Annotated in this window: 15 protein-coding genes and 2 pseudogenes; 11 read left to right on the forward strand and 6 right to left on the reverse strand. The window is 69.6% G+C overall.

Annotated elements, in window-relative coordinates; genetic code table 11:
* Positions 1 to 291: 291 nt before the first annotated feature.
* Together ACIA8D_RS40370 and ACIA8D_RS40375 are read right to left on the reverse strand one after the other, a co-directional pair.
* A complete protein-coding gene (locus tag ACIA8D_RS40370) occupies positions 292 to 780 on the reverse strand; it encodes an ATP-binding protein (RefSeq protein ID WP_399240275.1) in 489 nt (162 codons plus the stop codon).
* A 34-nt stretch (positions 781 to 814) separates the two neighbouring features.
* Positions 815 to 1,549 (reverse strand): GAF domain-containing protein, encoded by a 735-nt coding sequence (locus ACIA8D_RS40375; protein WP_399240277.1) that lies wholly within the window; start codon positions 1,547 to 1,549, stop codon positions 815 to 817.
* Positions 1,550 to 1,776: 227 nt separating this feature from the next.
* Here ACIA8D_RS40375 and ACIA8D_RS40380 point away from each other — a divergent pair, with 227 nt between their 5' ends.
* From ACIA8D_RS40380 to ACIA8D_RS40410, 7 genes and pseudogenes are all read left to right on the forward strand, one after another.
* A complete protein-coding gene (locus ACIA8D_RS40380) occupies positions 1,777 to 2,166 on the forward strand; it encodes an FhaA domain-containing protein (RefSeq protein ID WP_399240279.1) in 390 nt (129 codons plus the stop codon).
* 172 nt (positions 2,167 to 2,338) lie between these two features.
* Positions 2,339 to 3,580, forward strand: a complete 1,242-nt coding sequence (locus ACIA8D_RS40385) for an acetyl-CoA carboxylase biotin carboxylase subunit family protein (protein WP_385767704.1) — start codon at positions 2,339 to 2,341, stop codon at positions 3,578 to 3,580.
* 40 nt (positions 3,581 to 3,620) lie between these two features.
* The gene (locus tag ACIA8D_RS40390; RefSeq protein ID WP_399240281.1) at positions 3,621 to 5,657 is read left to right on the forward strand and encodes a hypothetical protein; all 2,037 of its coding nucleotides are present in this window, start codon (positions 3,621 to 3,623) and stop codon (positions 5,655 to 5,657) included.
* 131 nt (positions 5,658 to 5,788) lie between these two features.
* Positions 5,789 to 6,040, forward strand: a pseudogene (locus ACIA8D_RS40395) (alpha/beta hydrolase); the annotation flags it as partial.
* Positions 6,041 to 6,212: 172 nt separating this feature from the next.
* Positions 6,213 to 7,712 (forward strand): protein kinase, encoded by a 1,500-nt coding sequence (locus ACIA8D_RS40400; protein ID WP_399240283.1) that lies wholly within the window; start codon positions 6,213 to 6,215, stop codon positions 7,710 to 7,712.
* A gap of 291 nt (positions 7,713 to 8,003) precedes the next feature.
* Entirely contained in the window at positions 8,004 to 9,872 is a 1,869-nt protein-coding gene (locus ACIA8D_RS40405; protein ID WP_399240285.1) for a M64 family metallopeptidase, read from the forward strand.
* Between the two features lie 173 nt (positions 9,873 to 10,045).
* Positions 10,046 to 10,615 (forward strand): GNAT family N-acetyltransferase, encoded by a 570-nt coding sequence (locus ACIA8D_RS40410; RefSeq protein ID WP_399240287.1) that lies wholly within the window; start codon positions 10,046 to 10,048, stop codon positions 10,613 to 10,615.
* Positions 10,616 to 10,685: 70 nt separating this feature from the next.
* Here ACIA8D_RS40410 and ACIA8D_RS40415 read toward each other — a convergent pair.
* Positions 10,686 to 11,080: pseudogene (locus ACIA8D_RS40415) on the reverse strand (VOC family protein).
* Positions 11,081 to 11,216: 136 nt separating this feature from the next.
* On the opposite strand from ACIA8D_RS40415, the gene ACIA8D_RS40420 reads away from it, so the two are divergent.
* The gene (locus tag ACIA8D_RS40420; RefSeq protein WP_399240289.1) at positions 11,217 to 12,740 is read left to right on the forward strand and encodes an MFS transporter; all 1,524 of its coding nucleotides are present in this window, start codon (positions 11,217 to 11,219) and stop codon (positions 12,738 to 12,740) included.
* Positions 12,741 to 12,800: 60 nt separating this feature from the next.
* Here the strand turns inward: ACIA8D_RS40420 and ACIA8D_RS40425 are convergent, their stop codons facing one another.
* The 3 genes from ACIA8D_RS40425 to ACIA8D_RS40435 form a co-directional block, all read right to left on the reverse strand.
* Entirely contained in the window at positions 12,801 to 13,889 is a 1,089-nt protein-coding gene (locus tag ACIA8D_RS40425; RefSeq protein ID WP_399240291.1) for a glutamate--cysteine ligase, read from the reverse strand.
* A 90-nt stretch (positions 13,890 to 13,979) separates the two neighbouring features.
* On the reverse strand, positions 13,980 to 16,073 hold the full coding sequence (gene glgX / locus ACIA8D_RS40430) for a glycogen debranching protein GlgX (protein ID WP_399240293.1): 2,094 nt from the start codon (positions 16,071 to 16,073) through the stop codon (positions 13,980 to 13,982).
* Positions 16,070 to 16,573 (reverse strand): pep a2, encoded by a 504-nt coding sequence (locus ACIA8D_RS40435; protein WP_399240295.1) that lies wholly within the window; start codon positions 16,571 to 16,573, stop codon positions 16,070 to 16,072. Before ACIA8D_RS40435 ends, glgX begins: the two co-directional genes overlap by 4 nt.
* A gap of 283 nt (positions 16,574 to 16,856) precedes the next feature.
* On the opposite strand from ACIA8D_RS40435, the gene ACIA8D_RS40440 reads away from it, so the two are divergent.
* From ACIA8D_RS40440 to ACIA8D_RS40450, 3 genes are all read left to right on the forward strand, one after another.
* Positions 16,857 to 17,084, forward strand: coding sequence for a DUF5133 domain-containing protein (locus ACIA8D_RS40440; protein WP_399240297.1), 228 nt, complete (start codon positions 16,857 to 16,859; stop codon positions 17,082 to 17,084).
* Positions 17,081 to 19,066: an alpha-1,4-glucan--maltose-1-phosphate maltosyltransferase gene (locus ACIA8D_RS40445; protein WP_399240299.1), complete on the forward strand. Its 1,986-nt coding sequence runs from the start codon at positions 17,081 to 17,083 to the stop codon at positions 19,064 to 19,066. Before ACIA8D_RS40440 ends, ACIA8D_RS40445 begins: the two co-directional genes overlap by 4 nt.
* Before the next feature lie 54 nt (positions 19,067 to 19,120).
* The coding region (locus ACIA8D_RS40450; RefSeq protein WP_399240301.1) for an alpha-amylase family glycosyl hydrolase at positions 19,121 to 19,498 on the forward strand (378 nt) is incomplete at its 3' end.

Raw genomic sequence — 19,498 nt, forward strand, 5'->3', positions numbered from 1 at the left:
CTCGCGATGGTCTCGCCACCGGCCACCCCGCTTCGGTGTCCGGTCCGGGAGCAATGGCTCGATCCGCGCCCACTGCGCGTCAGTCAACGGCACACTCGGACCAACGACCGACTGATCTAAACGAAACCGCCTAGGCCGCGGCCGACGGGCCTCCGCTGGACAGCCTGCTGCCGGTGCCGCGGTGCGAGGCGTTCCGCGTGGACGGCGCGACCCGTGCGGCCACCCCCGACCCTGTGCGGCCCGGGGAGGCGGAGCCACTCCGCTTCCCCGGGCCTCCACACGGCCACGCGACTACTCGCTCACGCGGGCGCCGCTCCGGGGCAAGGTCGCCCGGATCGTCTTGCCGCCGGGGCCCGTGGTCACCGTGACCGAGCGGGACAGGTGACGGACCATGGGCCAGCCGAAGCCACCGGTGCCGTTCACCATGTCCGGAGAACGTTCACGGGGCGGTCGCCGGTCCGCGTCGCCCACCGCGATCACGATGCTGTCCGCTCGGGCCCGCAGCCGCAGCGAGCAGCGGCTGCCGCGTGCGTGGCGGACGGCGTTGGTGACGAGTTCGGAGACGACGAGCTCGACACTGGCGGCGTCCTGCTCGCCCACGGTGGGCCGCAGTCGGTTCAGGAAGCGGTGTGCCGTCAGCCGGGCATCGGCGGCGGCCTCCGGCCGCTTGCGCAGCGCCACCTGTTCGTGAACGTCGCCCTGTTCGTGAGTGTCGTTCTGTTCGCGAGTGTCGCTGTGTTCGTGAGTCTCGCTTTCCGTGCGTACCTGCTGCGTGCGCACTCTTGGACCCTCCTTGTGTCTGGGGTACGGGGGCTCAGCGCGTGAGGGCGGCCCGCCGGTCCACGCCCACCTGCGCGCCGACCGGCTGCAGCACGTGGTCGCAGGTGTCGAGCAGCGACTGATGCCGGCGCACGCTGGTGACCCGCAGCCAGTTCAGTGCCTCGGCGACCGGGCACTCCTCGCGCGCGGCGATGTAACCGGCGGCCCGGTGAACGCGTTCCCAACGCGCCGCGCGGGTGTCGGTGGCCCACACCGGCTCGGGGCTGTCGGCGTCGGCATGCACGGGGCGCCAGCGCAGGATCTCCTCGCGGGCGAGCGCGGTGGCCCGTTCGGCCTCCGCGATGTGTGCCGGGGCCGGCGGGGCGGAGCGGGTGTAGTACAGGCAGAGCACGCCGAGCCGTTGGCGCTGCCGGTGCAGCGGCAGCGCCAGAACGTGCCGGAGCGCGGGGAGATCGTCGGCCCAGCGGCGCAGCCGCGCATGACGGGCCTGACCGGGGACGTCGGGGACGAGGACGGTCCGCGTCCCCAGCGCGGCGTCGATCGAGGGCCCGTCCGCATGGGCGAACTGGGCTGCCTCGGCGCGCAGTGCGTATTCGTCACTGGCGTACAGCAACTGCCACTGCTCGAAGCTCGGGAGCAGGGACATGGTCACGTGCTGCGCTCCCAGCGATTCGGCGAACGCCGTGCACAGTCTCATCGGCAGGGCCCGGCGCCCCACGGCCGCCGCGAGCGACACATCATGAACGATCGACCGGTCTTCCTCCGGCATGGGCCTCACACATCCTTTCCGGACAGGGGTTCCGCCCGTCCAGCGCTTGCGCCTGCGACCTGGCGAGGTGTCCGCCGTGACGCGGGGATGGAAGTCCGTCTACCACCCGCACACCGGTCTCACGCGTCCGAAAACGCGGCTCGCACTCGCGTAAGAGGGCACGGCGTCGTGCCACCCCATCGGGGGAGTGTCCTGTGTACGAGGGCGGGCAGCCGAGCGTGATGAGAGTGGTCACCGACGTGGAAGAAACGATGGAACGCTGGACGAACGCCCTGTGGAGGCTGCTGCTGCCGCCTCGGCGCAAGCAGGGCGAGGTGGTGTCGATACTGCGCAGGCGGTGCGACGAGCAGGCGCTGATCCTGGGCCGGCAACGGGTCCTGGTACCCAACCGCTTCGTCGTCGAACTGCCCCCGCTGGTGCACGAACAACTCACAGAACACGGCGGCGAGTTGGGCCGCCATCTGGCTCTCCAGGTGCGCCGCCACGCCGCGGAGTCCGGCTATACCTTCGCCGGCCCCGTGGCGGTCCACCTGCAGCCCTCCGCGAGCAGCGCCGTCGGCCGCTTCCGCGTCCATGGCCGCATCGCACCGCTCGCCGCCCAACGCCGGGGCGAGTGACCGGAGCTCGCAGCCGCCCGCAGGGGAGGTCCGCTCAAGTCACGTGCACACCAGCGGGGTTGGTCTCCGCCGGACGAGATCACGCTCGGCGTTTGTGCACCGGATCGTCGGGCAGGCGAGTCGGACACACCCCCGACAGGCGCAGCGCACGCGCCGAAGGAGAACACTGTCTATGCCGCAGCGCGAACCGGTCACCAGGAACCCGGACAAGGGCTACGTAGCGCTTCTTGGCTGGAGTCTGAACGCAGTGGAAGCCCTCGACCGGTTCGATCGGAGATACGTCGTGGTGGCCCCGGAGTGGGCCGAGGAGTACTGCGTCGAGCACGACATCCCGTACGTGCCATGGAACTTCGAGCGGCTCAACGACCGCTCCATGGAGATCGCCGAGACACTCCAGAACGAGGGCGTGGACGTCGCGATCCCGCTGTACGAGGAAACGGTCGAATGGGCGGGGGCGATCAACTCCGTCCTCCTCGGCAACCCGCGTCTGTACGGTCAGGCCATGCTGCTGCGCGACAAGGCGCTGATGAAGCGCCGCGCCCAACTCGGTGGCATCCGGGTCGGCATCTTCGAGGAGGCGCACGACCGGGACGACGTGATCCGGTTCCTCAAGCGCGTCAATCAGACCCTGCTCAAGCTGGACGGCGACCCGAACGACCCGATCCACCTCAAGGCGTTCGACAAGGCCGGATGCCTCGGGCACCGCGTCATCCGCACCCCCGACGAGATCGACTCGATCCCGGAGGAGGAGTTCCCGGTCCTCATGGAATCCCACCTCGACGGCTGGGAGTTCGCGGTCGAGGCGTGGGTGCACAACGGGAAGATCAAGTTCCTCAACATCTCCGAGTACGTCACGCTGGGATATTCGGTGTTCGTGCCGGCGACCCCGGAACTGGAGCGCTACCGCCCGCAGATCACGGCGCAGATCGAGAAGCTCATCAAGACGTTCGACATCGAGTTCGGCTTCGTGCACCCGGAGTACTTCGTCACCAGTGACGGCGAGATGTACTTCGGCGAGGTCGCCTACCGGCCGCCGGGCTTCAAGGTGTTCGAGCTGCTCGAGCGGGCATACGGCTTCAACGCCTACCATGCGCTGGTCCTGGCGTTCGACCCGAAGACGACCGAGGAGGAGATCGACGCCTTCTTCCCGCGCGAGGTCGTCGACGCGTCCGGGGTCGCCGGCTGCTTCGGCGTCTATCCGCGCCGCCGTGTTGTCAGCGAGCTGGAGATCCCCGAGGAGACCGAGGACGACGACTACTACGAGTCCCACGACCTCTCGACCCCGCTCGAGGAGACCGTCACCAAGAGGACCGCGTTCGGCACCCACTGGGGTCTGGTGTACTTCTTCGGTGACGACCCCTACCGGATGCGCGATCTGTTGAAGAAGCAGGAAGAGCTCGACTTCTACGTCTGACGACCGCGTGGACGCAGGAGGCCAACCCGAGGGAAACCCTTTGAAACCGACCGTCGACGTCAACGGTGAGACCACGACGCTGGACAAGCGCGTGACCTCGCTCGACGACGCCATCCAGGCCATGGCCGAAACCCGCGAGTTCGGCAAGCACACGAAGCTGCGGCGGGTCCTGGAAGCACTGCGGCGGGTGCTCAAGCAGCCGGGCGGTGCCGCGGCGATCCAGGACAGGGCGCAGGCCATCGAGGACGCCGGGCTCTTCCAGGGGACGGACTGGGCGTCACCGGAGATCCTCATTCCGGCGCTGGTCGGTCCGGGGCTGCACAGCGCGGACGCGGACACCGTCGTCATGGAGGCGACCAGCGAGCTGCGGATGCTCGCGGTCGCCCGCGGGGACTACGTGCACCCGACGTTGCCGGCCGAGGACGCCCGCCAGTTCCTCTCCCAGGTCCTGGCGACCAACCTGGAACTGTTGTTCAGCGCCCCCAGCGAGGCGGAGCGGGTCCAGCAGGGCCGTACCGCGGAGCTGATCCGGGACCTGTTCCGGCATCTCGCCGAGGAGATCGGCTACGACAGCGTCCTGGACAACCTCGTCGACGAGATCTGGCGGATCCTGCGCCAGCGGCCGATCCAGGTCGAGTCGGTACAGGCCCTGATCACCCGGATCGCGGTCTACCGCAACGACCCGGACGGCGCGCTCGGTGTGTCGTCGGGGCAGGGCATCGACCGGCTCATCACGAGCCTGTTCGGAACCACCGAGGCGTGCCGGGACGACCCGGGCATGGAGATCTTCCGCTCCCGGCTCGAAGCGATGGACGCCGGCGGCCTGCAGTACGAGGCGACGGGGTTCGCGCGGGCGATGCACGACACCGGCCTGGTGTCGCCGTACCACGCGGAACTGCTCCGGTTCCTGCTGCGCGAGAGCGACTACCTCCTCGGTGAGGCGCTCGGCCTCTCCGACACCGGCCGGAACTGCCTGCTGCGCTACAGCGAGTTGGTGCACCGGCTCATCGAGGTGGCCGTGCACTCGCAGACCGCGCAATGCATCTACGGGCTCGCGCTGCTGCTCGACCGCGGCATCCTCTACGAGCCGCCGGTGGTGCCCGCGCTGTGGCGCCAGCTGTCGCTCGAACTCCACCCGGTCGCGCGCGAGCGACTGGCGACGGCTTTCGGCGAGACGCCGGAGCCGCGGGCCCGGCTGGTCGCGGGGGTGCTCTCGATGCTGGGCCTGCCGCTCGGCGTCGGGCAGGGCGACAACCCCACCTGCCAGTCGGCCCGCGCGCTGTCGATGTGGGCCTACAACGACCCCGACTACCTGCTGCAAGTGGTGGTCTGGGCCGCCCGCGACGACGAGATCCTCATGCACTTCGAGGGCCTGCCGATCTCGTCCAAGGACAGCGAGGGCGGAGTCGCGAGCACGTTGCCGACGGGCCTGGACCCCGTGTCGCTGCTCGTGGTGCCCCACCTGGACCGGATCTACGCCGAGATGGGGCGGCGCTGCGTCGATCGCCCGGGGGACCCGCACCGGTGGGTCAACCCCGAATTCCACGGTTGGTGGACGGCGCGCGGGTTCCACATCAACGTCGACGTCGCGACCGGCAATCTGGTCGACCTCGACGACTTCCTGCGCCAGTTCCACGTGAGCTACCACCCGACCTACAACGGCGAGCAGCCGCTGATCCACCCGCAGCCGGCCGGCGTCGCCGTCACCGACAGTGCGGCCCGCTACATCGGCTGGCACGCGATCACGATCCTGCGGGTGGCACCGGACCCGCAGGACATCATGCGCGTCTACTTCTTCAACCCGAACAACGACAGCGGCCAGGACTGGGGCGACGGCGTCGTCGTCTCCACGGCGGGCAACGGCGAACGCTTCGGCGAGGCCTCCCTACCGTTCAACCAGTTCGCCTCGCGCCTCTACATCTTCCACGCAGACCCACTCGAACACGGCGAACCGGAGCGGGTGCCGGCGGAGGACGTCGCGGGGATCATCGGCTACATCGAACGCAGCTGGGGCAACGACCGACTCCCCGCGGGCACACTGCAGGCCCTGGAAGGACCGGCGGGCCGGGGAACCTAGCGCGTGGCGACGGGTCGTGGCCTACGGTGCGGGCATGGTGAACTTCGTGCTGGTGGCAGGTGCGCGGCTCGGGGCGTGGGCGTGGGACGAGGTGGTGCCGTATCTGCATGAGGCCGGCCACGGTGTGCACGATCGCACGCCTCGTGCGTGGCTCGACGCCGCACCCGGGTGCCACGCTGACCGAGCCCGCCCTGCTCGCCGGGCCGCTGGGTGAGCTTCCGGCGACGTACATCCAGTGTCTGCTCGGCGGGGCCGAGCTCGACGACGACGTGGCCGAGCTGCTGAACAGCGAGCACTGGTCGTTGGCCAAGATGGACACCGGACACTGGCCGATGTACTCCCAGCCGCGCGAGCTGGCACAGATCTTGCTGACGCAAGCGTGAACTCGCCCCAGAAGATGCCCCGTTGCCCATGCACGCCGCACCGTCCCGGTCTCTGATGGGCAGTACGGTGCCGTCGATTCGGTGAAGGCGTGTGGGCCATGGGGGACAGGGGCATCGAGGAGGTGCTCGACGATCGCTACGAGGTGAAGGGGGGGGCGCGGGCGAGGGTGGGATGGGGCGGGTGCTGCGCGTTCTGCACCGGCAGTGGGGGATCGATCTGGCGGTCAAGACACCGAAACCCGAGGCGTTCGGGACCGATGAGCAGCGCGAGCGGTTCGTCAGGGAGGCCGAGGCGTGGGTGGCGCTCGGGCTGCATCCGAACATCTGCGGGTGTCACTACGTGCGTGCCGTCGATGGCTTTCCCTACCTTTTCGCCGAGTGCGTCGGGGACGGCAGCCTGCACGACTGGATCGCCGATCGCCGCCTGTACGAGGGCGGTCCGGCGGTGGCCGTGGCGCGGATCGTGGACCTGGCCGTCCAGATGGCGTGGGGCGTGGGGCACGCGCACGCAGCGGGCCTGGTGCACCGCGACGTCAAGCCCGCCAACGTACTGCTCGACATCCAGGACGGTGACCTCGTCGCCAAGGTCACCGACTTCGGCCTGGCGCGGAGCCGGCCGATCGCCGTCGAGGATGACGGGGGTCCGTCGCACGGCGCCGGTGTGCCGGTCTCGGCAGGTGGGCGGACGCCCGCGTACGCCTCGCCCGAGCAGCTTTCGAACCGGCCCGTCGGGAAGCGCATCGACGTCTTCAGCCTTGGTGTCACGGTCCTGGAGATGTTCACCGGTGGCCCGCGCTGGGGCAGCGGGCCGTTCGCGAACGACACGGTCAGGGAGCGGCACGGGAGCGCGTCGTACGGTCCTGGACTGCTGCCGCTGCCACCGGAGTTGGGCGATCGGCTGGAGCGTTGTCTCGATCCGGATCCCGACCAGCGGCCGGGGTCGATGGCGGCGGTCGCCAGGGAACTGGCCGACACGTACCGGGAGTTGACTGGTGACCGGTATTGGCGTCTGGAGCCGAAGGCCGCCGACCTGCGCGCCGACGAGCTCAACAACCGGGCGCTGTCCCTGCTCGACCTCGACCGCGACGTGGAGGTCGCCGATGCCTTCGCCGCGGCGTTGGCGGCCGACCCGCAACACGCCGACGCGACCCTCAACTCCGGCCTTTGGCGGTGGCGCGACGGCGAGATCACCGACGAGGAGCTGGTCGCCGACCTCGACGCCGTCCGCATCGACACCGACGACGCCTGGCCCGCCCGGCACGCGCTCGGCCTCGTCCACCTCGAACGGGGCGACCTCGCCAACGCCCGGACGCTACTGGAGCGCGTCGACCACGAGCAGCCCGGGATGCGGGACGTGGCCGAGGCACTGGACGTGCTCGGCTCGGGAGCCGTGCCGGACGCGGACTGCGTCGGGACCACCGAGGTCCGCTGGAACCCGCCCTCCGACGACGATTCGTATGCGTCGCTCGTCACCGAGTTCGGCAAAGAGCGTCGCCGCCCGACTGTCGACGCGCAGCGCGTCCACGAAGTCCTGTCGGTCATGGAGGTGCCCAGGTCGAGCGATGCTTCGTACTCGGATCGGTTCTGCGCTACCACGGTCCTCCACGGTGATCTGAACCAGATTCATGAGACTGCCACATATGGGTGGCAGTTGGGGGTCGAACCGTCCTGAGGGGAAACTTTGCCGCGTACGTAAAACAGGTACGAGACGCTACAGAATGCCGGCGCCGCACTGGTGGCCCCCGTCACACCAGCCGGCTCCCGCCTCCCCGAGCAGTGAAGCACCCGCTGGCACGGCCGAGTGAGACCTCACCGGCTGTGGCCGACCCTGCTCGTGCGTCCAGACCAGGGCCATCGAGGTCATCTCGCTGGACCCGAGCAGGTCGACCGATGTCGTGCGCACGATGACGAGTGAACTCCTGTCCCTTTACGGCTTGTTGGCACCCCCATACGCTCCCGTTCCATGTCCATCATCCAAAGGAGACCCTTGGCGCTGGCCGCCGCGGCCGCCCTCCTCGCCGGCTGCGTTCTGAGCGCCACGCCCGCCCCCGCGTCCGCCACCGATGCGACGGCGAACGCGACCGTCGTGCCGATCCAGCAGACCGGACCCACCGAGAAGCGCTTCAACATGGTGGTGCTCGGCGACGGTTACACGGCCGACGAGATGCCCGAGTTCCGCGCGGACGTCGAGCGGCACATGAACGTGCTCTGGTCGATCGAGCCGTTCGCCTCCTACCGTTCCTACATCAACGTCTGGGCCGTCGAGGCGCCTTCCGCGGAGTCGGGCGTCGACTGCGACCCGGGCCTCGACGCGCCCCGCCGTGACACCCGCCTCGGCATGGGGTTCTGGGGCGGCTGCAGCGCGGACAGCGTGCAGCGGCTGCTGACCGTGGACAGCGCGGCCGCCACCGAGCAGGCCGACCTCGTGGCGGGCACGACCACGGCCAACCGGCAGATCGTGGCGCTCGGAAACAGCGACACCTACGGCGGCGCGGGCGGCACCTACGCGACCGCGTCGGGTGGCAACGCCCTGTCCTCGCTGATCACGCCGCACGAGATCGGTCACTCGCTCGGCAAGCTCCAGGACGAGTACGACTACTACGGCCGCGGCGAGCCCGGCGACGCCTACCAGGGCGGCGAGCCCGCCTCGGCCCACCACACCGTGCTCACCCCCGAGCAGCTGGCCGCCCGCAAGAAGAAGTGGTGGCGCTGGCTCGGCGAGGAGAGCCTCGCGGGCGGCAAAATCGGAGCGTACGAGGGCGGCATGTACAGCGCCAAGGGTGTCTGGCGGCCCAGCAGGCACTCGATGATGAAGACCCTTGGCTACGCCTTCGATCAGGTCGGCCGAGAGGTCATGGTCAAGGCGATCTCGGGCAAGGTGAACCTGATACAGGACCACACCCCCGACTCCACCCCGGTGGGCGCGGACCGGACCGTGTTCGTCGACACCATGCACCCGGTCGGCGGTGCACTCGACACCGTGTGGCGGCTGGACGGGAAGCCGGTCGCGAACGGCGTCCGCAGCCTGGACCTCAGGAAGCTCGGCATCGGGCGCGGCAAGCACAAGCTGACCGCGACCGTCACCGACCGGACGCCGTTCGTCCGCGATCCCGAGATCCGGGGTTCCCAGGCGCTGACCCGCAGCGTCGCATGGACCGTGGACGGCACGCTCACCACCCAACCGGATGCGACCGACGCCGAGTTCACCCACCACACCGCGACCGACACCCCTGTCGGCGCGCGATCCGTGATCCACGCGGACACCACCCATCCGGTGACCGGCGTCCCGCGCGTGCGCTGGACCGTGGACGGCAAGCACGTCGCGAACCCGGGCAACGACCGGGATCTGGACCTCGGCGGGCTCCGTCGCACCCCGCACACCGTCACGGCCCGCACCGGTGACTCCGTCCTGACCTGGACGGTCGATGCGAAGCCCGCGGTCACCTCGTACGAGCTGTCAGCGCCGCTGCGGACCGTCAAGAAGCCCGGGCAGCCGACGCGTTACGTGTACGACGGCCCCTTCACGATGAAGCTCACCGGGTGGGACGACCAGGAGGGCGCGGTCGTCAGTCAGTTCCGGGTGGACGGTGACGGCTGGTACACGTACTACGGCTGGCCGACGGACGCGGACGCGCCGTTCCGGTTCACGCCGCAGGGGACCGTCGTCGACGACCTCGTGTACGGAAAGATCGGTGACGCCAGGGCGGTGCCGTGGGGCGACCCGACGCCGCGCTACGGCACGCACACGATCGAGTACCGGTCGATCGACGCGGCCGGGAACATCGCCGGGGCAAGGAAGTTCGAGGTCACACTGGTCGAGAAGCAGGGCTGACCCGGTTCGCCGGTGAGTTCAGGTGGGGCGTGGACGACGTCGGCGCCGGAGGTGTGGCCGAGGCCGCCTCCTGCCCCCGAAGCAATTGGGCACTGCCGCACGCAGCATGCAGGACCGGATCACGGCCACATATTCGGTGTCCCGCCCGCACCGTGCGGTCGCAGTATGGGCGCATGACTCTGGCCACGCCCACGCTGCACACCACTCGCCTACGGTTGCGTCCCTTCACCGGCGCCGACGCGGAGCGCCTCTTCGCGATGCACAGCAGTGCCCACGTGATGCGTTACTGGGATTCCCCGACGTGGGACGACCCGGCCCGCGCCGAGCGCTTCATCGTGAAGTGTCGGGAGGTGGCGGAGGAAGGCACCGGGACGCGGGTGGCCATCGACCGTGCATCCGATGGGGCCTTCGTCGGCTGGTGCGGGGTGACCGCGTGGAACCCGGAGTATCGCAGTGCGTCGTTGGGCTACTGCCTCGGCGAGGCGATGTGGGGGCGCGGCTACGCGACGGAGGCCGCGCACGCCCTGGTGCGATGGGCATTCGACACGTTGGACCTGAATCGGGTCCAGGCCGAAGCCGATACGCGCAACGCGGGGTCTGCTCGGGTGCTGGAGAAGATCGGGTTCGTGCGTGAGGGGACGTTGCGGGAGGACTGCGTCGTGGACGGCGAGGTGTCCGACTCGTGGGTGTACGGGTTGATCAGGCGGGAGTGGCGGCCGGAGCGGTTGAGTCCTCTGACCTGACCTGACCTGACCTGACCTGACCTGACCTGACCTGACCTGACCGACCTGACCGACCGGGCCACGCGGTCTGTCAGGTCGAAACGCCGCCGCCGCTGGGCGCATGGCTCAGGTCGACCACGCAGAACAGGTTGCCGTCCGGGTCCGCGAGGACGACGAAGTCGGGCTCGGGCGGGTACAGGGGCCAGTCGACCCGCTGCGCCCCGAGTGACGCCAGCCGGTCGACCTCCGCCGCTGTTCCTCCCTGGTGTCCGTGAAGAGGTCCAGGTGGAGGCGAGGGCGGGGTTCTGCCGGTGAGTCGCTGTGCAGCAGGCCGAGCGCGCGGCCGGAGCCGTCGGCGTGGTCGAGCGTGCGCCACGTGTCGCTCCGCCACTCCTCGGTGGCGACGAGGTCCAACGCCTGCGTCCAAAAGGCGACGGCGCGGGGGATGTCCGTGACACCGATGACCAGGATTCCGAGCCTCAACATATGGCTGATCCCAGGGGCGCCCGTCGGCCGGGTGTCCGACGCGGAACGGCACCGGGAGTTTGCCGTGGGCGAAGGAGGTCAACCGATCTGTTCGGGGGTGTGAGCCGATGTACGCCGCGCACGAAAGGAGCCCGGTATGACGAAGGCGCCCTCGGGCGGCGACGGCCAGGGTGGTCGGGTGGCGGGCCAGGACGCCGGATACACACCGGACCCGCAACGGTGGCGGGCCCTGTGGGTCACCTTGGTGGCCGGATTCATGAGCCTGCTCGACGTGACGATCGTGGCGGTGGCGCTGCCCACCATCCAGCGTGACCTCGGCGCCTCACCGGCACAGGTGCAGTGGGTGGTCTCCGGCTACGCACTCGCCTTCGCTCTGGCGCTGGTGACGGCCGGCCGCCTCGGCGACGCCCTGGACCGGCGCCGTATCTTCCTGCTCGCACTCGGTGGCTTCGTCCTGTGCAGCGCCGCCTGCGGGGCCGCCCCCACCGTCGGCCTGCTAGTGGTGGCCCGGCTCGCCCAGGGCCTCGCCGCCGGATTCATGGCCCCACAGAACTCGGCGTTCATCCAGCAGTTGTTCCGCGGCGCCGAACGCGGACGCGCCTTCGGTCTCTTCGGCGCGACCGTCGGCATCTCCTCGGCCGTCGGCCCCCTCGCGGGCGGCGCGATCCTCGGCCTCGCCTCAGGACCGGACGGCTGGCGCTGGATCTTCTACGTGAATGTGCCCATCGGCCTCGTGGCCGTCCTGCTCGGCCTGCGTCTCCTGCCGCGCGTCCGGCGTTCCGGCCGCGGTCATGTGGATGTCGTCGGCGTCGTGCTCCTCGGGCTCGGCGTACTCGCGCTGATGTACCCGTTGGTGCAGGCGGACTCGGGTGGTCTCGGCCGACTGTGGTGGATGTTCCCGCTCGGTGCCGTGCTGCTGATCGTGTTCGCGGTGTGGCAGCGTCGCCTGGTGGCCCGCGGCGTTCAGCCGCTGCTCGACCCACGCCTGTTCACGACCGTGCGCGGCTATGCCGTCGGCGCCGGGGTCGGCACCCTCTACTTCATCGGGTTCAGCGGGGTGTGGCTGGTGTTCGCGCTGTTCTACCAGCACGGACTCGGCTTTTCGCCGCTGCGCTCCGGCCTCGCCGTGACCCCCTTCGCCCTGGGCTCCGCGAGCGCGTCGGTGGTCGCGGGGCGCCTCGTGGACCGGTTCGGGCGGCTGCTCACGGTCTGCGGTCTGACCTGCGTGATCCTCGGCTTCGGCGGTACTGCCCTGCTGCTGCGTCTCGCCCCGCTGGACATCGCGCCCTGGCTGGCCGCGCCGGTCCTCTTCATCGGCGGGGCGGGCAGTGGCTTCGTGGTCTCACCGAACATCACGATGACGCTGCGTGATGTGCCGGTGCGGATGGCGGGCGCGGCGGGCGGCGCCCTGCAGACCGGGCAGCGGCTCGGCGCGGCGGTGGGAACGGCGGCCCTGCCCGGCCTGTTCTACCTGGTGCTCGGTGGGGGCGAGGACTATCGGGGCGCGCTGGCCGTCGCACTGGGGGCCGCCCTGCTCGGCATGATCGCGTCGCTGGTGCTCGCCACCTTCGACTGGCGACGTGACCGGTCCGCCCGCGGCGCCCATCGCAGCTGCCCGCAGGAGCTGGAGAACGATCCGGTGCACTCCCGGCAGACCTGAGGTGGCCGTACAGGACCGTCAGCCGGGGACGTAGCCGTACCGGACCGACAGGCGGGTGTGTCACACGCCGCTGTGGGTCCTGCGCACACACTCCGCGACCACCTCCCGCAGACTCTCCGTACGCCGGAAGGCCTCGCGTTGCAGGTAGGTGCCGTTGCCGTCGCTCAGCAGCCGGGAGACCAGCGCGCGGGCCTCCTCGAAGTCACCGGCGTCCTCCAGCGCCGGCCGGACATGTTCGAGGAGCGCGTCCACGGCGGCCCGGGCCGGTACGGGCCGCATCAGTCGAGGGCTCACGAGCCGGTCGCCGAGGCCCGAGCGGCTCGCGCGCCAGGCCGCGAGGCGCAGCAGCGCCACGGGGTGGTCGGCAGCGGGCTCGCCGGACCGCCACGCGCGCGCCGCCGTCTCGACCAGACCACGGACCAGCATGGCGAGCAGCACGGTCGTGAACGGCTCGAGACACACATCGGCGACGCGCACCTCGACGGTCGGGTGGGCGGCCGACAACCGGGCGTCGAAATAGACCATCCCCTCGTTCCGTACGACACCAGTGGCGACCATGTCCTCGACCTGGCGGTGGTACGCGGCGGCGTCCTCGAAGAGTTCCACAGGACCCGCCGACGGCCATCGCCCCCACACCTGGCTGCGATAGCCGGCGTACCCGGAGTCCTTGCCCTGCCAGAACGGTGAGTTGGCGCTCAGCGCGACGAGCACGGGCAGCCAGGGACGGATCCGGTTCAGCACGGCGACGCCCTCCTCGTCCGAATCGACGGACACGTGAACGTGGCAGCCGCAGGTGAGCTGCTCCTGCGTGGTCAGGCCGAACTCTTCCGCCAGCCACTGGTGACGTGCACCGCTGCCCACGGTGGGGCTCACCGGGAGCGGGGAGGTGGCGAGAGCGGCGGCCGCGCAGCCCAGCCGTTCCGCGTGGTCGGCGGCGGCCCTGCGCCAGTGGGCGATGTCCTCGGCGAGCTGCGACATCGCCTCGTGCGGGTGCGTGGCGAACTCCAGCTGCTCGCGGTGGAGTTCGGCCTCGAAGGCCGCGTCGCCGCTGCGGGCGGCCACGGCCATGACCGCGCTCGACATCGAGCGTGGTTCTCCGCTGTCACGGTCGACGAGCAGCAGTTCCTCTTCCACCCCGACACTGCGCATGCGTCACGTTTCCTTTCGGTGCACCGGAGCCGCCGTGTACCCAGACTCGCCGATGCGAAGCGATGCGATGTGAAGCGACGGGGCGGCCGCTCACATGCCGGTGCGGTGGGAGAGGACGACCAGGGAGTGCGCCTCCAACCGGACGGTCGCCTCGGCCTTGAACTCGGACTCGTCCGGCACACCGTCGGCCTCCGCCGTGTCGATGCGTGTCGTCCAGGAGACGCCGTGCGACGTGTCGGGCACCTGGAACTCCATCGCGTCCCAGTAGAAGTTGAAGAGGAACAGGAACGAGTCGTCGACGGCACGCTCTCCGAGGCTGTCCCGTTCCACCATGGCGTCGCCGTTGACGAACACGGCCAGGGCGTGCGCGTCGGGCCGGTTCCAGTCCTCCTCCGTCATCTCCGTCGCGTCGGGGCGGAGCCAGACCAGGTCCGGCAGGCCGTGGTCGTGGCCGGCGGGCGCCTCGCCGCGGAAGAAGCGCCGGCGGCGCAACACCCGGTGGGCGGCGCGCAGTTCGATGAGGTCGCGGGTGAAGGCCAGCAGGGAGGCGCGTTCGCCGTCGAGGTTCCAGTCGACCCATGTCAGTGCGTTGTCCTGGCAGTAGGCGTTGTTGTTGCCGTGCTGGGTGCGACCGAGTTCGTCGCCGTGGCTCAGCATCGGCACGCCCTGGGACAGCATCAGGGTCGCCAGGAGATTGCGTTGCTGTCGGGCGCGCAGGGACAGCACACCGGGGTCGTCGGTGGGTCCCTCCTGTCCGCAGTTCCAGGACCGGTTGTCGCTCTCACCGTCGTTGTTGTGCTCGCCGTTGTCCTCGTTGTGCTTGTCGTTGTACGACACGAGGTCGTGCAGGGTGAACCCGTCGTGCGCGGTGATGAAGTTGATGCTGGCCCGCGGGCGGCGGCGCTCGTGCTGGTAGAGGTCGGCGGACCCGGTGAGCCGGGAGGCGAACTCCGCGAGGGTCTGGTCCCGGGCCCGCCAGGTGTCCCTGACGCAGTCACGGTACTTGCCGTTCCACTCGGACCACAGCGGCGGGAAGTTGCCCACCTGGTAGCCGCCCTCGCCGAGGTCCCAGGGCTCGGCGATCAGCTTGACGCGGCTGATCACGGGGTCCTGCTGGATGAGGTCGAAGAAGGCCGACAACCGGTCGACCTCATGGAACTGGCGGGCCAGGGTGGCCGCCAGGTCGAAGCGGAAGCCGTCCACGTGACACTCGGTGACCCAGTACCGCAGCGAATCCATCAGCAACTGCAGGACATTGGGGTGGCGCATGAGGAGGCTGTTGCCGGTGCCCGTGGTGTCGTAGTAGCGGCTGAAGTCGTCGTCGGCGAGACGGTAGTACGACGCGTTGTCGATACCGCGGAAGGACAGCGTGGGGCCGTTCTCGTTCCCCTCCGCCGTGTGGTTGTAGACCACGTCGAGGATCACCTCGAGGTCCGCCGCGTGGAGCGACTTGACCATGCTCTTGAACTCGGTCACCTGTTCGCCGAGCGTGCCGTGTGCGGCGTAGGCGTGGTGCGGCGCGAAGAAGCCGATCGTGTTGTAGCCCCAGTAGTTGGAAAGGCCGCGGTCCCGCAGGAAGCCGTCCTGTACGAACTGGTGGACGGGGAGCAGCTCGACCGCGGTCACCTTCAAGTCGGTGAGGTGGTCGAGGAGTGCGGGCGTGGCCAGGCCCGCGTAGGTGCCCCGCAGGTCCTCGGGCACACCGGGATGCCTCGCGGTCAGGCCCCGCACATGTGCTTCGTAGATGACGGAGTCGGCGTAGGCGTGATCCGGCGGAGCATCGCCCGACCAGTCGAAGGCCGTGTCGACGACCACACCGCACAGGCCCTCCCCGTCGACACCTCCCGCGCCGCCGCGGTCGTGGACGGCCTTGGCGTAGGGATCGAGAAGGAACGCCCCGGCATCGCACCGGTGCCCCGATGCCGGCTCCCACGGGCCGTGGATGCGGTATCCGTACTGCTGGGGCGGCGCGGCGTGGGGTACGTAGCCGTGCCACACGGACCCGTAGACCTCGGGCAGGGGCACCGTGCGTTCGGCGCCGTCCGCGTCGAGGAGCACCAGGTCCACCCGGTCGGCCACGGCACTGAACAGGGCGAAGTTCGTGCCGTGGCCGTCGTAGGTCGCTCCGAGCGGATAGGGTCGCCCGCTGAGCACACGAGCGGCGTCCGCCGGGCGTGCCGTCATGAAGCGGGGGCCGCGTCGACGAGCACGGGCTGCGGAGGGGCGGCCGGCGCCGCGGAGCGCGGCAGCTGGAGGGCCTCGCTGGAATCCGGCACCGGAAGCTTGGGCACCAGCACCTCGCGCACCTCGGTCCTGCTGCGCAGGGAGAACCACACGATGTGCCGGGTGTCCTGCGCACAGCTGCCCCATCCGTCACTCAGGGCCGCGATCTGTGCGGAGCAGCGCTGAGGGAACTCGCGGGAGGCGCCACCGACCGGGTCCTCGTAGGACACGGCGTTGATCAAGTGCTGCCCGTTCCACCACGACTCGACCTCGATACGGCTGCCGGGGTGCCCCTGGACGGCCAGGTCCAGCAGGAGCCCGAGACCACGGGTCGCCGAGGGCGTCAGCCGCTCGAGCCCCCAGTAGCGCGTGTGCGCGGCCACGATGCGCTGGATCTGGCCGACGCGCTCGGGGGCCGCCTCCACGGCGACGTGGTAGTAGCTGGGCGTTGCCTGATGCATGGTTCCTGCTCCTCACCGTGTGGCTCACGGACCGCCGGGCCGGCGGAGCCGTGCGCACGGACCGTGAGCATGGGGCAATCGAGAGTCATGGATCAGCGTGTGCGCTGTACTCCATTCGTGCAACCGGACGTGACTGCGCGACGACCTTCCGTTCAACAGGACGGATCGCCGACGGCGTCGCAACATGAGTGAAGGAGACGCCGACGGTAACGGTGTGAACTCTCTCCGTGAACGACCCCCACGAGTCCGCCGGGCTCGGCGTCGTGAGGCCGGGAGGCCACCCATGGAGACACCACGAGTCGTCGGAGGAGTCGGCCGGTGCCTGGCGAGCTACCGCTTCTGGGAACGTCGATTCCTCGCTTCCCCGGCCGATGCCGAGGCACGCATGAACTTCGAGCGCGCCGTCGCCGACCTGTGCCGTGTCACAGGCGAGCGATGCGGCCGGGAGGCCGCAGAAGCGGCGCAGCGCTCCGGCCGCTCGCTTCCCTTCGAGAAGGGTGAGACCGCATGACGACGCTGTCGAACACCGCTGTCCCCGTCCCCATCGAGGACGTGCGGCCAACGGTCGACGGGGGCCGACGCCCGGCCAAGGCGGTCGTGGGGGAGTCCTTCACGGTCACGGCCCTGGTGTTCGTCGAGGGCGACGGGGTCCTCGGCGCCGAAGTCGTGCTGGGTGCGTCCGACGGGCGCGAGGTCGGCCGGTGGCCGATGACACCGATGGCTCCGGGCACGGACCGCTGGAGTGCCGAGGTGTGTGCGGACACGCCCGGCCGGCTGAGCTACCGCGTGCGGGCCTGGTGTGATCCCGTGGCCACCTGGATACGGGACGCCACGATCAAAGTGGGCGCCGGCGTGGACTGTGAGATCACGCTGGAACAGGGGGCCGTGCACCTGGAAGCGGCGCTGGCGCGCGCCGCGAAGAAGGAGACGCGCGAGGTTCTGGGCACAGCCGTGGCCGCGCTCAGCGATGCGGCCCGCAGCCCGCTGGAACGGCTGGCCGCGGCCGCGGACCCCGCGGTGCGGGTCGCGTTGAGCGATGCCCCGGTGCGTGAACGCCTCACCGAGAGCCGGCCCTTCCCGTTGCTCGTCGAGCGGGAGCGGGCGCTGTTCGGGTCCTGGTACGAGTTCTTTCCGCGTTCGGAGGGGGCCGTGGTCGAGCCGGGGAAGCCGCCGGTGAGCGGCACGTTCCGTACGGCGGCCCGGCGGCTTCCGGCCATCGCGGCGATGGGTTTCGACGTGGTGTACCTGCCGCCGGTGCATCCCATCGGCACCACGTTTCGCAAGGGTCCCAACAATTCGCTGTCGCCTGGTCCGTACGACGTGGGTGTGCCGTGGGCGATCGGTTCGCCCGAGGGCGGGCACGATGCGGTCCATCCGGACCTGGGCACTTTCGAGGATTTCGACGACTTCGTGGGCCGGGCGCGGGAGTTGGGCATGGAGGTGGCCCTGGATTTCGCGTTGCAGTGCTCGCCGGATCATCCGTGGGTGGACAAGCATCCCGACTGGTTCCATCACCGTCCGGACGGCAGTATCGCGTATGCGGAGAATCCGCCGAAGAAGTACCAGGACATCTATCCGCTCGCCTTCGACGCGGACCTGCCGGGTCTGATCGCCGAGACGACGCGGATCCTGCGCCTGTGGATGGGGCACGGGGTGCGGATCTTCCGCGTGGACAATCCGCACACCAAGCCGGTCGTCTTCTGGGAGAAGGTGATCGCGGACATCAACGGCAGTGACCCGGACGTGATTTTCCTGGCGGAGGCGTTCACCCGGCCAGCGATGATGCACACCCTGGCCGCGGTCGGTTTCCAGCAGTCGTACACGTACTTCACCTGGCGCAATACGAAGCCGGAAATCACGGACTATGCGCAGGAGTTGAGCGGTGAGGCGGCGTCCTACATGCGGCCGAACCTGTTCGTGAACACCCCCGACATCCTGCACGAGTTCCTCCAGGACGGCGGTCGTCCCGCCTTCGAACTGCGCGCCGTCCTCGCCGCGACGCTGGCGCCCACCTGGGGCCTCTACAGCGGGTACGAACTGTGCGAGAACACCCCGCTGCGCGCCGGGAGCGAGGAGTATCTGAACTCGGAGAAGTACCAACTGGTGCCGCGGGACTGGGAGTCGGCCGAACGGGAGGGCCGCACGATCGCCCCGCTGATCACCGCGCTCAACGCGATCCGCCGCCGCAATCCGGCCCTGCGCACGCTGCGGGACGTGCACTTCCACGAGGCCGACAACGACGCGCTGCTCGTGTACTCCAAGACCACCGCATCCGCACAGGGCTCGAACACGGTATTGGTGGTCGTGAACCTCGACCCGCACCACACCCAGGAGGCGACGGTCCGCCTGGATTGTGCGGCCATCGAGGTCCCGCCGGACAGCGCCTTCCGTGTGCGCGACGAGTTGACCGGCCGGACGTACACCTGGGGTGCCACCAACTACGTGTGTCTGACGCCGGGCGAGGCGCCCGCGCACATCTTCACCATCGGTTGAGTCAGGAAAGCGCTCTACCGCAACCGGCACGACCAAGCGAGGGAGAGGGCCCTCATGACAACCGAAGAATTCATGCTGCCTGAAAGACAGGACGCCAAGCCTCGGGACCCGGACTGGTTCAAGCGCGCGGTCTTCTACGAGGTCCTGGTCCGCTCCTTCCAGGACAGCAACGGCGACGGCGTCGGAGACCTCAAGGGCATCACGGCGAGACTGGACTACCTCCAGTGGCTCGGAGTGGACTGCCTCTGGCTCCCGCCGTTCTTCAAGTCACCATTGCTGGACAACGGTTACGACGTCGCCAACTACATCGTCACCTTGCCCGAGGCCGGTGATCTGACCGACTTCGTCGAGTTCGTGGACGCCGCGCACCAGCGTGGCATGCGCGTGGTCATCGACTTCGTCATGAACCACACGAGTGATCAGCACGACTGG

Origin of the sequence: Streptomyces sp. NPDC051684 (genome assembly GCF_044453445.1) — a bacterium.
Classification (GTDB): domain Bacteria; phylum Actinomycetota; class Actinomycetes; order Streptomycetales; family Streptomycetaceae; genus Streptomyces.